General features: G+C 70.5%; 10 protein-coding genes. 5 read left to right on the top strand and 5 right to left on the bottom strand.

All coding sequences use genetic code 11. From position 1 onward, the window contains the following. Positions 1-131: 131 nt before the first annotated feature. Both ACQVFL_RS18555 and ACQVFL_RS18550 read right to left on the bottom strand, forming a co-directional pair. Complete coding sequence (locus ACQVFL_RS18555) at positions 132-1532, bottom strand: ricin-type beta-trefoil lectin domain protein (RefSeq protein ID WP_431727142.1); 1401 nt, start codon at positions 1530-1532, stop codon at positions 132-134. Between the two features lie 104 nt (positions 1533-1636). Continuing rightward, the gene (locus tag ACQVFL_RS18550; RefSeq protein WP_431727141.1) at positions 1637-4060 is read right to left on the bottom strand and encodes a non-reducing end alpha-L-arabinofuranosidase family hydrolase; all 2424 of its coding nucleotides are present in this window, start codon (positions 4058-4060) and stop codon (positions 1637-1639) included. Between the two features lie 627 nt (positions 4061-4687). Here ACQVFL_RS18550 and ACQVFL_RS18545 point away from each other — a divergent pair. Further along, on the top strand, positions 4688-6262 hold the full coding sequence (locus ACQVFL_RS18545) for a DUF4139 domain-containing protein (RefSeq protein ID WP_431727140.1): 1575 nt from the start codon (positions 4688-4690) through the stop codon (positions 6260-6262). Positions 6263-6352: 90 nt separating this feature from the next. Here the strand turns inward: ACQVFL_RS18545 and crcB are convergent, their stop codons facing one another. The 3 genes from crcB to ACQVFL_RS18530 form a co-directional block, all read right to left on the bottom strand. Beyond that, positions 6353-6727, bottom strand: a complete 375-nt coding sequence (gene crcB / locus ACQVFL_RS18540; protein ID WP_396694443.1) for a fluoride efflux transporter CrcB — start codon at positions 6725-6727, stop codon at positions 6353-6355. Beyond that, positions 6724-7227, bottom strand: coding sequence for a fluoride efflux transporter FluC (locus ACQVFL_RS18535; protein WP_396694445.1), 504 nt, complete (start codon positions 7225-7227; stop codon positions 6724-6726). The genes crcB and ACQVFL_RS18535 overlap by 4 nt, the downstream gene beginning before the upstream one ends. Positions 7228-7450: 223 nt before the next feature. Then, positions 7451-8284: a MaoC/PaaZ C-terminal domain-containing protein gene (locus tag ACQVFL_RS18530; RefSeq protein WP_431727139.1), complete on the bottom strand. Its 834-nt coding sequence runs from the start codon at positions 8282-8284 to the stop codon at positions 7451-7453. A 274-nt stretch (positions 8285-8558) separates the two neighbouring features. Between ACQVFL_RS18530 and ACQVFL_RS18525 the strand changes: the two genes are divergently transcribed. The 4 genes from ACQVFL_RS18525 to ACQVFL_RS18510 all read left to right on the top strand — a co-directional run bounded on the left by ACQVFL_RS18525 (position 8559) and on the right by ACQVFL_RS18510 (position 13267). Then, the gene (locus ACQVFL_RS18525; RefSeq protein ID WP_396694449.1) at positions 8559-9515 is read left to right on the top strand and encodes an ABC transporter substrate-binding protein; all 957 of its coding nucleotides are present in this window, start codon (positions 8559-8561) and stop codon (positions 9513-9515) included. Positions 9516-9532: 17 nt separating this feature from the next. Continuing rightward, entirely contained in the window at positions 9533-10357 is an 825-nt protein-coding gene (locus ACQVFL_RS18520) for an ABC transporter ATP-binding protein (protein ID WP_431727138.1), read from the top strand. After that, positions 10354-11184: an ABC transporter permease gene (locus ACQVFL_RS18515; RefSeq protein ID WP_431727137.1), complete on the top strand. Its 831-nt coding sequence runs from the start codon at positions 10354-10356 to the stop codon at positions 11182-11184. The genes ACQVFL_RS18520 and ACQVFL_RS18515 overlap by 4 nt, the downstream gene beginning before the upstream one ends. A 73-nt stretch (positions 11185-11257) precedes the next feature. Continuing rightward, positions 11258-13267 (top strand): hydantoinase/oxoprolinase family protein, encoded by a 2010-nt coding sequence (locus ACQVFL_RS18510; protein ID WP_431727136.1) that lies wholly within the window; start codon positions 11258-11260, stop codon positions 13265-13267. Positions 13268-13269 lie beyond the last annotated feature (2 nt).

Below are 13269 nucleotides of genomic sequence, written 5' to 3'. Positions count from 1 at the left end.
GCCCGCAGTCGGACGTACGCGGCAACGGGCGGGCTCGACATGATCGAGCCCGCCCGTTTCATCTGGCGCTCAGACGTGTAGGACCCGGCTGCGCAGCTTGGAGAGCTGCGTACCGGCCAGGCCGGTCACGATCATCTGGCCGCGAGGCGGAACTGCTGGTTGGTTTGTCCGTGGCAGTCGTAGAGCTGGATCTGGGCGCCGTTGGTGGTGTTCCAGGCGTCGAGGCAGCGGCCGGATTGGACGCCGCTGATGGTGCCGTTGGTGTTGATGTTCCATTGCTGGTTGGTCTGGTTGTGGCAGGCGTAGATCTGGACGGCGGCGCTGTTGCCGGTGCCGGCGGCGTCGAGGCACATGTCGCCGTAGACGCGGAGTTGCTTGGTGCTGGTGTTGTAGGTCCAGGTCTGGTTGGTCTGCCTGTTGCAGTCGTAGAGCTGGACGCGGGTGCCGTTGGTGCGGGACGAGTTGGGGACGTCGACGCACCGGCCGGACTGCGCGCCGACGATCTCGCTGGCGGAGCCGGGCGGCGGCGTGGTGGGCGGTGGCGTCGTCGGCCCGGGCGTGGTGGGGGTCGGGGTCGGCGTACCGGTCGGTGGCGGCAGCAACGGGCACGTGTTGCGGTAGGTGACCACCCCGCTGTTGTCCACCAGCGGGCAGAGGAACTGGGTGTACCGGGCGTCGTTGTCGACGAACGTCTTCAGGAACGGCAGCATGGTCCGGATCAGCACCGGGTTCGACCGGCCGACCATGAATCCGTGGTCGCCACCGGCGACCTCCAGGTAGACGCTCTCCGTCGTGGCCGGAATGCTGTTGTACAGACCGAGCGCGTACGACGGGGTGACCACCGTGTCCGCCTGTCCGGAGATGATCATCGTGGGCACCCGGTCGTTGGCCAGGTTCGACGACGGCGAGTACGGCGTGATGCCGGCCACCGCCTTCAACGACGGGCGTCGCATCGCGGCGCTCAGCGCCCCGCCGCCGCCCATCGAGTGACCCGCGACGGCCAACCGGTTCGGGTCGATCCGGTTGCGCACCGTGCTCTGCTGCGTCAGGTAGTCCAGAGCGGCGAGCAACTGGGTGCCGCGAGCGGTGTCGAAGTCGTTGCGGCTGTTGGTCTCGATGCCGATCACCACGAAACCATGCGAGGCCAGCCACGGTCCCATCCAGGCCAGTTCGGCCGAGAACAGGGCGGTGTAGCCGGGTGAGATCGCGATGGCCCCGAAGGTGCCCTGGCTGGTGTCGGTCGGGTAGTAGATCCGGCCGCCGTTGAAGCCGTTCCCGCTGGGGACGCTGACCGACGTGTTGGCGAACGGGCCGTTCTCCGCCGCGACGCTGTTCCGGGTCGGGTCCGGGCCCCGCTGGTACGGGTTGTCGGCGGCCGACGCCGACCCTGTCGCCAACGTCACGGTGAGCAACCCGACGGCGGTGGCGAGTCCGGCGGCGGCGAGCTTGAGCAGTCGTCCCCGAAAGCCGGGCGACGCGCGGTGCGCGTCAGTGATCCCCGAGGGCAGGGGAGGGGGCGCATGTCCTCGCACTGTCGATACCTCCTGGTGGTGGTGGGGGTGGGTGTGGGATGGGCGGGTCCGGCATGCGCCGAACCCGCCCGCGCCGGCTGTGCCCGAGCCGGACCTGCACGCGGTCAGCGTTGCAGGGTGAGTAGTGCGGGGCGGTAGGGCAGGAGGCCGTAGTCGCCGCCGGAGTTGGGGGAGCGTCCTTGGTAGAGGAGTTGGAGGTTGCAGGCGTTGACGGTCATGGTCTGGTCGGCGTTGGTGCGTAGCAGTTCGCCGTGGCTGATGTCGTTGGTCCAGGTGGCGCCGCTGTTGGCCTTACCGGCGAAGGGGTTGTTCTCGGTGGCGGCCTGGGGGGTCCAGGTGCCGTTGAGGCTGGTGGCGGTGAAGGAGCGGAAGTAGCGTCCTTGGGAGCCGATGGCTTCGACGAGCATGAGGTACCGGTTTTCGCCTTCGAGTTTGTAGACCTGGACGCCTTCGAAGAGGTTGTTGGTGGTGTCGGTCATGATCGTCGTGTAGTTCGAACCGAAGCTGCCGGGGAAGTTGCCGATGGGCATGCTGGCCCGGTAGATGCGGCCGTTGTCGCCGGCGAAGAAGAGGTACATGTTCTGGCTGTCGCCGATGAGGGCCTGGTCGATGGGGCCGGTGCCGGAGTTGGTGATGGATCCGGTGAACAGGGTTTGTGCCGGTCCCCAGCTGTTGACGTCTGCCGGGTTGGTGGAGGTGCGGTAGGAGAAGGCGGGGCCGCCCCACTGGTAGGCGAGGATCCAGATGTTGCGGGGGGCGAAGTAGAACAGGGAGGGGGCGACGGCGGAGAACGGCATCGGGTTCTGGCTGGCGGAGCCCATCTGGTTCCAGTTGGAGAACAGGCCGAAGTTCATCGAGCCCCAGCTGGTGCCGGTGTCGTGGGTGGTGGCGTAGACGAGTTGCTGGCCGTTGTAGGGGGCGTGGGTGAAGTCCTTCAACGACACCCAACCCGAGCGGGGCTGTGCCAACGCGCCGGTCGAGGACCACCGGTACGACGACGGCAGCGAGCAGGTACCCGACGGCGGCGGCGTGGTCGGCGGCGGCGAGGTGGGACCGCCGAGGGACACCAGCCGGAACTGCTGGTTGGTTTGTCCGTGGCAGTCGTAGAGCTGGATCTGGGCGCCGTTGGTGGTGTTCCAGGCGTCGAGGCAGCGGCCGGACTGGACGCCGCTGATGGTGCCGTTGGTGTTGATGGTCCACTGTTGGTTGGTCTGGTTGTGGCAGGAGTAGATCTGGACGGCGGCGCTGTTGCCGGTGCCGGCGGCGTCGAGGCACATGTCGCCGTAGACGCGGAGTTGTCTGGTGGTGGCGTCGTAGGTCCAGGCCTGGTTGGTCTGCTTGTTGCAGTCGTAGAGTTGGACACGGGTGCCGTTGTCCCGCGAGGAGTTCGGCACGTCCACGCACCGGCCGGACTGCGAACCCACGATCTCACTGGCGGAGCCGGACGGAGGGTTGGTGGGCCCCGGCGTGGTGGGCGTGGGGGTGGTCCCGGGACCGGCGCTGTTCAGCGCGTCCAGGGTGGCCGTGTAGGCGGCCTTCTTGTTGCCGCTGCCGTCGAAGAGCAGCGGGGTGCCGCTGGAACGCCACGAGTCGGTGTCCCGGATGCCCCACACCGTGATGCCGGTGCAGCGCGGAACCGCGAGACAGTCGTTGACCACGTTGCGGTACGTGTTGGCCTGCGAGGTGCCCGAGCCCTCGATGTCCAGCTCGGTGATCTGCACGTCGACGCCGAGCGCCGCGAAGCTGGACAGCGTGGTCCGGTAGTTGCTGTTGTACGCCGACTGGGCGTTGAAGTGCGACTGGAACCCGACGCAGTCGATCGGTACGCCCCGCTGCTTGAAGTCCTGGACCATCCGGTAGACGGCCTGGGTCTTGGCCCAGTTCCAGTTGTCGGTGTTGTAGTCGTTGTAGCAGAGCTTCGCGCCCGGGTCCGCCGTCCGGGCCGCCCGGAACGCCGCCTCGATCCAGTCGTTGCCGGTGCGCTGGAGGTTCGAGTCGCGCCGGGCGCCGCTGTCACCGTCGGCGAACGCCTCGTTCACCACGTCCCAAGAATGGATCTTGCCCCGGTAGTAGGTGGCGACCCGCGTGACGTGGTTGAGCATCGCGTTACGCAACTGGGTGCCGGACATGTTCTGCATCCAGCCGGGCTGCTGCGAGTGCCAGGCCAACGTGTGGCCACGCACCTGCCAACCCCTACTGAGAGCGTGGTTGACGATCCGATCCGCGTTGGTGAACGTGAAGTTGCCCTGCTGCGGCTCGGTCGCGTCGATCTTCATCTCGTTCTCGGGCGTGACGCTGTTGAACTCGCGGTTCAGGATCGTCGTGTACGCGCCGTCGCCGAGCTTGTTCGCCGCCACCGCCGCACCGAAGTACCGGCCGGACTGGTTCGCCGCCGCCGCGAGAGTTGTCTCGGCGGCGTGGGCGAGCGTGGGCAGCAACGATGCGACGAAGACGGCGACCAGCGCGGCGGCTCCGGGAACATAGAGCGCGCGGAGTCGACGTCTGGGGGGACGGGTTCGGGAGATCATGTCGATCCTCCACTGATGGGACGGATGGGATATGTCTGTCGCTGATCGGGTGCGCGCAGACGGCGACCCGCAATGCCGATTCCGCCGACCTGGTCAGGGCTCATGTCCGGCATGCATGCGGAGGTGACTCGCCGCTGGCCGTCTGGTCGGCGGGTGAAGGGTGGCGGTGGTCGAGTCCGTCGCTCGCCGGGACGTGGCTGCGGGCGGTGGACTCCGGTGTGGACGTGTCACCCGGATGCTCGGGCCTGGTGACGGTGCGGACACCTCCAGGGTCGGGAAGATCAATGTTAGCGATCTCATCGATCGGTGCCTATCAGGCTGGCAGAATGTTCCAGGGTTTTCAACCGGTAGTTTCGGAAACATGCCGGAAGTGTTTCGGCGGCTGCTCGGGCTGCGTCGCTCAGGACGTCACGACACCTCGCCACGCACCACCGTCGTCGCACACCACGTGCGAGACCCGCCCCCGTACGTAGATGCCAGAAGACGGGGGGCGAGCGCCCGCGCGAGCGGTGTCATCCCGTCACCCCTGGCCACCGACCGTCTACAGGCGTCGGAGACTGCCGTCCGGCGGGCGCGGGTCACCGGTGCCGGAAGGAACGGTCACCGGGGTCGACTACCCTCACCGCCGTGGACACTGCGGAGATCGATGCCCCCGTCGTCGGCGTCACCGTCTATCCCGACCGGGCCCGGGTCACCCGCAGTGGCGGCACCCGACTGGCAACCGGTCAGCACCGCGTACGCGTCGCGCCGCTGCCACTGGGCCTTCGGCGGGACTCGGTCCGGGTCGGCGGCCGGGGCGCGGCCACCGTGCTCGGTGTGGACGTGACCGCCTGGCGGCAGGCCCGCAGCACCGACGCGCAGGTCGTCGCCCTGGAGCAGCGTCGGCGCGAGCTGACCGACGAGTTGGCCGAGGTCGACGACGCGGACGGCATCGAGGAGCAGCGCGGGCAGTTCCTCACCAGGCTGGCCGAGCGGGCCGGTGGCACGTACGCCCGCGCGCTGGCCACCGGCGACGCCGCGCCCGCCGACGTGGCCGCCTTCACCGACTCGGTGGCCGCCCAGCTCGCCGACTCGCGTGCCCGACGGCGCGGACTGACCCGTCGGCGTACCGAGCTGGGGGAGGAGCTGGCCGCAGTCGGGCGCGATCTCGACGCCGCACGCGGCAAGCAACAGCCGGACCGGCTGGCCGCCGAGGTGATCGTGGCGGTCGAGGCCGACGACACCGACGTCGAGCTGGAGCTGACCTACCTGGTGGAGGGTGCCCGGTGGCAACCCTCCTACGATCTGCGGCTGGTCGACGAGACCATGACCGTCACCTGGTTCGCGATGGTCAGCCAGAGCACCGGGGAGGACTGGCCCGAGTGCGACCTCCGCCTCTCCACCGCCCGACCTGCGGCGACGACCGGCGTACCCGAACTGTCGCCCTGGTATCTCGACCGGCTCCGGCCACCGCCCACCCGTGCGGCGCCGGACATGGTGGCCGGGATGCCGGCGTTCGGCGCGGCGCCGGCCGCCGGTGCGGCCCGTGCCGCGCCGCCGGCCCCGCAGATGCTGCGGGAGAGCGTTGCCGAGGTCGAGCAGGGGACCACGGCGGCCACCTACCGGCCGGCCCGGCCGGTGGCGGTGCCCGCCGACGGCAGCGCCCACCGCGCCACCATCGCCGTGCTGGACCTACCGGCCCGGCTGGACCACGTCACCGCCCCGGTCCGCGCCGCCGAGGCTCACCTGCGTGCCACGGTCCGCAACACCTCGGAGCACGCACTGCTGCCCGGCCCGGCCGCGGTGTTCCACGACGCGGACTTCGTCGCCTCCACCCGGCTGCCGATGTGGGCGCCGGGAGAGGAGACCGAGCTGGCGCTCGGGGTGGACGACCGGATCCGGGTGGAGCGCAAGCTGCACCGACGCGCCGAGTCCAAGGCCACGCTCGGGTCGACCCGGCGGCGCGAGGTGGAGTACCGGATCACCGTCGACAACCACACGCCCCGCCCGGCCACCGTCGAGGTCCGCGACCAGCTCCCGGTCTCGCGGGACGAGGCGGTGGCGGTACGCGAGACGACCGTCGTGCCGCCACCGGTCGAGCGGACGGAACTGGGTGAGATGACCTGGCGGCTGTCACTCGCCCCGGGCGAGAGCGGCGAGATCGCGCTGGGCTTCCGGGTGGACCTGGCCAAGGGGGTCGAGCTGACCGGCTGGCGGGAGTAGGAGCCGCTCCGGTCGCTCCGCTACGGCCGGCGGCGTACGACGACCTCGCCGGAATGCACCGCAGGACACCGTCGGCTCGCCGAGGACGGCTCAGGCGAGGAGTGCGACCGTGAGCTGGCTGCTGAGGGCGAGCGCGGCCAGCCCGGCCAGGACGCTACCGACGGCGTTGGCGATCGCGCGCAGCGGTGCGCCGGCCTCCGTCAGGCGGATCGTCTCGACGGAGAAGGTCGAGTAGGTGCTCAACGTCGCACAGAACCCGGGACCGATCAGGTGCTGCAGGGCCGGAGTCACGGCGGTCACGGTGCCGACGCCGGCCAGGACGCCGAGGCCGACGCAGGCGACGAGGTTGACGGTGAGGGTCCCCCACGGGAAGGCGGTGCCGAGCCGGGCCTGGACGGCGCGGTCGATCAGGAAACGCAGCGGCGCGCCGACGAGGGCACCGAGGATGACCATGAGCCAGTTCATCCGGCGGCTCCGTCGCCGGTGGCAACGAGCAGCCGGGTGAGCGTCGCCGCGCCCCACCCGGCGGCCAGCGCCGCGACCAGGGTGCCGCCGAGGTAGAGCAGCGCCGTGCCCGCCCGGCCGCCGCCGATCAGGTGCTGGCCGTCGAGGGCGTAGGTGGAGAACGTGGTGTAGCCGCCGAGTACGCCCGTGCCGAGGAAGGGCCGGACCAGCGGATGAGCGGCGCGCCGTTCGGTGATCAGGACCAGGAGCGCACCCATCACGGCGCAGCCGGTGATGTTGATCCAGAACGTCGTCCACGGGAACGTCCCGGGCGCGGTCGGAAACAACACGCCTGCGCCGTAGCGGGCGCAGGCGCCGAGTACGCCGCCGGCCGCGATCGCGGCGAGGACCTCGATCTGTCGCGGCACCCGACCGGGCGGCCCCGGTGGGACGACGATGTCGGGATCGACCGGTTCGCGCAGCGGGCTGCGGGCTGGGTCGCGGTGTTCGTCATGCGGCACGGGCACGGGCTCCTACCTGGGCGGTCTCCACGCCCGGGTGTGGGCGTGCGCGAGGATCATCAGGTAGGGACCGTCGGCGACCGGGTGCGGCACGGTTCGGGTACGGCGGGCCCCACCGCCGTGCCGCCACCTCGAAGGGTGGCTGCCCGTCCAGGCTACCGCTCGGCACTGCCGGAACGGCTACCCGTCCGCGCCGCTCAGGCGCGCGGACGTCGCCTCGTGGTCATCCGTGCAGGTCCAGCGTGCCCCGGTCGAGGACCGGACGGCCTCGGCCGTCGACGGCCTGGAAGAGTGCGCCCACCGGGCGGCGCCACACCAGCACGGTGAGGGTGTCGCCGGGGAACAGCGGTGCGGTGAACCGGGCGCTGATCCGGCGTACCCGGTCGGGGTCGTTGTCGGCGGCGGTGCGCAGCAGGGTCCGGGCGGCGAAACCGAAGGTGCACAGCCCGTGCAGGACGGGGCCGCGAAGGCCGGCGGCGACGGCTACCGCCGGGTCGGAGTGCAGTGGGTTGCGGTCGCCGTTGAGGCGGTAGAGCAGCGCCTGGTCGGGGCGGGTGTGGTGGTCGGTGGTGTGGTCGGGGCGCTCCGCCGGTCGCTGCCAGGGGGTGCGCGGCGCGCGTGGGCCGTCGAAACCGCCGGCCCCGATGACGAACATGGTGCGCTCGACGGTGGCCAGGTGGACGCCGTCGGTGTCGTGGATCTCGGATCGGTGGTGGAACAGAGCGCCGCTGGTCTGGTCGTGGACGCCGGTGACGGTGGCGGTGACGCGGGCCCGGCCGGCGGGTGGCAAGGGCCGGTGCAGGGTCAGGGTCTCCCCGGCGTGCCGGACGACGGCCGGCTCGCCGAGGTACGGCGGATCGGCGGCGAGCAGGGTGGCGAAGCTCGGGAGAACGGCGTGTGGGTGCCCGGCGGTGTTCTCCGTGGTGTACCGGAGTTCGTCGGTGGGATCGGGCGTACCGGCGCCGACGCTGAGGGCGTAGTGGAGCGTGTCGGTCACGCTCCAGGTCCGCTCGGTCGTCGTCGGCGCGTGCCCGTGGGGGGAGACGAGTCCCTTCACGGCCGAATGTTCGCCACGTTGCGTGACGTTCTTTCCCTGGAGTGCTCTCGCCTGAGATTTCGGATTCGCCGCATCAAGTGGGTTGTTCAGGTACTTCATGGTCGCTATCTCCTCGGTACGTCGGCGAGCACGACGGGGCGTACGACGGCCTCTGGCTACTGTCTGTGGTTAGAGGCTCTCGCTTACGCCTCTTGACGTTGTAAAGCGCCTCACAGTAGCGTCCCATATTAAGAAACCAAGACCACAATATGAGCCGCTTAAGTCTGGGGAAGCCATGAGAATGCGCGTAACGGCTGCGGCCGCCGCCCTGCTGATGACCGTCGCCATGGCGGCGTGTTCCGAGAACCAGTCCTCTGGCGACTCCGGCGGCGACAGCGGCCCCACCCCCGCCGTCAACTTCGGCGTCGGCGTCGACCCGGCGTACTCCCCGATCTACCTCGCCGACCAGGAGAACCTCTTCGACCAGGCCGGGCTCGACGTGACCGTCACCCAGTACCAGGAGGGGACCGGCGGGCTCGACGCGATCCTGGCCAAGCAGGGCCAGGTCACCGCCAGCACCGAATCCAGCCTGCTCAACCGGGCGACCCGGGGCGACATCAAGGGGCTCGCGGTCTTCTCGCAGTCGCCCAGCTTCATCAAGCTCGTCGCCCGCTCCGGCATCACCGACGTCGCCGGCATCAAGAAGTACGGCGTCGTCCCCGGCACCGTGAACGAGTACGCCACCAACAAGGTCCTCGACAGCCGCAACATCGCCCGCGACACGGTCGAGTTCGTCAACGCCTCACCCGCCGAGATGCCGGCACTGCTGCAACGCGGCGACGTCGACGGCTACATCATGTGGGAGCCGTGGCCCTCGCGGGGCGTCGCCAACGGCGGCACCGTACTGCTGACCAGCGGCGAGATCGGGTACGTCTACAACCTCGTGATCGGCGTCGACGGCGCCTGGTACGAGGGCAACAAGGAGACGGCCAAGAAGGTCGTCGACACCATCGCCCAGGCCTGCGAGCAGCTCACCGCCGACCCCGCCAAGGCCGGCACCGTCACCGAGACCGCGATCAAGGTGCCCGCCGCCGAGGCACAGACCCTCCTCGAAGGCGTGCAGTGCCAGGTCCGTGACTTCACCGACGAGGACATCCAGCGCTACCACGAGATCGCCCAGTTCCAGCAGGACAGCAACATCGTCGGCCAGAAGGCCGACCCGGCGACCGTCATGATCAGGGGAGTGGCGTGAACCGTACCGGCTCCCCGGTGTCCGTGAGCGACGTCGACATCCGGTTCGGCGACTTCGTAGCGGTCCGCCAGGCGAACCTGGACATCGCCGCAGGGGAGTTCGTCTGCCTGCTCGGCCCCAGCGGCTGCGGCAAGTCGACACTGCTCAACGCGATCGCCGGATTCGTCACACCCGTCGGTGGGGAGGTGACCTGCGCGGGCGCGCGGGTCACCGGCCCCGACGTCTCCCGCGGCGTGGTGTTCCAGAGCGCCGAAGCGCTCTTCCCGTGGCTGACGGTCCGACAGAACGTGGACTTCGGCCCGCGCATGCGCGGCGTCGCCAAGGCCCAGCGGGCCACCGACGTCGACCGCTACCTGGCCATGGTCGGCCTCAGCCACAGCGCCGACCGGTTTCCCGGCCAACTCTCCGGCGGCATGCGCCAGCGCGCACAACTGGCCCGGGTGCTGGCCAACGAACCGTCGGTCGTGCTGATGGACGAACCCTTCGGCGCCCTGGACGCCCAGACCCGACTGGTCATGCAGGTCGAACTCGACCGGATCTGGCGGGAGACCGGCGCGACCATCGTGTTCGTCACGCACGACATCGGCGAGGCGATCCTGCTCGGCGACCGGATCGTCACCATGACCGCCGGCCCCTCGGCGGCCATCAAGAACGTGTACCCGTGCGACCTGCCCCGACCCCGCGACCTGACCGACCCGGCCAGCGCCGCACTCTTCCGCGAACTCCGCGAGGACATCGGCGCCGAGGTGGCCCGCACCCTGCGCGCCCAGGGCCTCGACGACGGACACGACGGTCGGCAGCGCCCGACACCCGACGGCGCCGACAGGAAGGCACGACGATGAGCGTGGACCTGCGCACGGTGCCGGAGAAGACCAGCCGCGACACGACCGGCCCGGCCCGCCGCCGCACCAGCCGACCCCGGCTGACCCGGATCGGCTTGTCGGCTCTGTCGGTGCTGCTCGGCGTCGTCATCTGGGACCTGGTCAGCCGCAACTACACCGCCTTCTTCCTGCCCTCACCGCTGCTCACCTGGCGCGGCGCGGTCGAACTCATCCAGGACGGCACGCTGGCCAGTTCGATCAGCGCCTCGTCGACCCGGATCCTCACCGGCTGGGCGCTCGGCGTCGTCATCGGCGTTCCGGTCGGGCTGCTGATGGGCTGCGTACCGTGGCTGCGGCTGATGCTGGACCCGTACATCCAGTTCTTCCGGTTCGTCCCGCCGATCGCCTTCGTCACCCTGGCGATCATCTGGCTCGGACCAGGCGAGGCGTCGAAGATCGCGCTGATCTTCTACACCACCGTCTTCATCGTCGCGCTCAACACCCTGGCCGGCGTCCTGTCCGTCGACGAACTCCGCCTGCGCGCCGCCCGCGCGCTCGGCGCCAACGCGGTACGCACCCTGGCCTCGGTGGTCCTGCCGTCGACCGTGTCACACGTGGTGACCGGCGCCCGGCTGGCCATGGGCAACTCCTTCCTGACGATCGTCTCCGCCGAGATCGTCGCGGCACAGAGCGGCCTCGGATCGCTCATCTGGACTGCCCGCAACTACGCCAAGACCGAGTGGGTCTTCGTCGGCATCATCACCCTCGGCCTGCTCGGCTACGTCTTCGACTGGATCCTTCGGTCCGTCACCAGCAGGACCCTGCGCCGGTACGGCGTCACGTTCTGACCCGCCCGCCCCTGACGGCGCGCCGCTGCCGGCCGCCGGAGCCCGCGCGCCCACCACTATCGAAAGGCTCGCCATGCTGTGCATCGGCGTCGACATCGGTGGCACCTTCACCGACGTCATCGTGTACGAGCCGGCCACCGCCCGGCTCGCCGAGGCCAAGACCCTGTCCACGCCCGACGACCCGGCCGCGGCCATCTTCGAGGGACTGGCCAAGCTCGGCGTACGCCTCGACGAGGTCGACCGCTTCGTCCACGGCACCACCCGGGTCACCAACGCGCTGCTGGAAGGCTCCGGCGAGCCGGTCAGCGTGGTCGCCACCGAGGGCTTCCGCGACGTCCTGGAGATGGGTCTCGGCCACCGGCCGCAGCTCTACAGCGTCAAGGAGGCGGGACGCCCCCCGCTGACCCCCCGTCGCCTGCGGCACGTCCTGCCCGAGCGCATCGGCGCCGACGGCAGCGTCGTGCGGCCACTGGACACCGCCGCCCTCGACAGCGTGCTGGACCGGGTGGCCGCTGCCGGACCGAAGGCCGTGGCCGTCTGTCTGCTGCACTCCTACCGCAACCCGGCCCACGAGCGGGCCGCCGCCGCCCGCCTCGCCGAACGCTATCCCGACCTGGTCTGCACCATCTCCTCCGACGTGGTGCCGGAACAGGGCGAGTACGAGCGCTTCGCCACCACCGTGCTCAACGCCAGCGTCCGCTCCACCGTCTCCGACTACCTGCGCGGGCTCGGCGACACCCTCGCCACCGGCGGCTACGCCCACCCGCTGTCGATCATGACCAGCAGCGGCGGCGTCGTGTCCACCGAGGAGGCCGGCCGGCTGCCGATCAACCTGGCCCTGTCCGGCCCGGCCGGCGGCGTCGCCGCCAGCGTCCACGTCGCCGGCCTGGCCGGCTACCCGAACGTGATCACCTGCGACATCGGCGGCACCAGCACCGACGTCTGCCTGATCAAGAACGGCACCCCGTTGATGACCAACGACGGGACGATCGCCGGCTACCCGAACCGCACCTTCCAGGTGGAGATCAACACGATCGGTGCCGGTGGCGGCTCGATCGCCTGGCGCGACCTCGGCGGCGAACTCCGCATCGGCCCCCGCAGCGCCGGCTCCACCCCCGGCCCCGCCGCCTACGGCCGGGGCGGCACCGAGCCGACGACCACCGACGCCCACCTGCTCGTCGGCCACCTCGACCCCGAGGAGAGCCTCGGTGGCGAGGTACGCCTCGACGTCGCCGCCGCCCGCACGGCCATGCACCGCCTGGCCACCGAGTTCGGCCTCGACGACCTGGAACTGGCACACGGCATCCTCACCATCGCCACCGCCAAGATGACCAGCGCGATCAAGGAGATCTCGGTCGCCTGCGGCCACGACCCCCGCGACTTCGTGCTGATGCCCTTCGGCGGCGCCGGCCCCATGCACGCCACCGTGCTCGCCGACGACCTGGGCATCCGCCGGGTCCTCGTGCCACCGGTACCGGGCAACTTCTCCGCCCTCGGCTTCGTCACCGCCCAGGCCCGGCACGACTACGTCCGCACCGTGCTGGTGCCGGCCGACGAGAGCGGACTCGGCGCGGTCCGCGCCGTGGTGGCCGAACTGCGCGACACCGCGCGGGCCCAACTCAAGGCCGAGGACGGCGTCGAACCCGACCAGGTCACCTTCGGCCTGTCGGTGGGCATGCGGTTCCGGGGTCAGTCCTTCGACCTCGCCGTCCCCGTCGGGGAGCTACCGGCCACGGCCGAGGACCTGGTCGCGGCCTTCCACGCCGCCTACGCCGACCGGTACGCCTACGCCCGCTCCGGACACCCGGCCGAGATCGTCAACTGCCGGCTGACCGCCCACGGCCCCCGACCCGCCGTACGGTTCGCACCCCCGGCCGGCACCACCCCGCAGCCCGCACCGACCCGCGTCTACGGCGCGCACGGCTGGGTCGACGCCACCGTCCACCGCCGCACCGACCTGGCTCCCGGCCGCACGGTGCCCGGTCCGGCCGTCATCCGGGAGAGCGGCAGCACGACCGTGGTCGGCGCCGGGTGGACCGCGACCGTCGACGACCACGGAAACCTGCTGCTCGTCAAGGAGTGATC

Source organism: Verrucosispora sp. TAA-831 (assembly GCF_050780145.1).
Classification (GTDB): domain Bacteria; phylum Actinomycetota; class Actinomycetes; order Mycobacteriales; family Micromonosporaceae; genus Micromonospora.
Note: the sequence above shows the minus strand (reverse complement) of the source record. Positions and strands in the feature narration are given on the sequence as shown.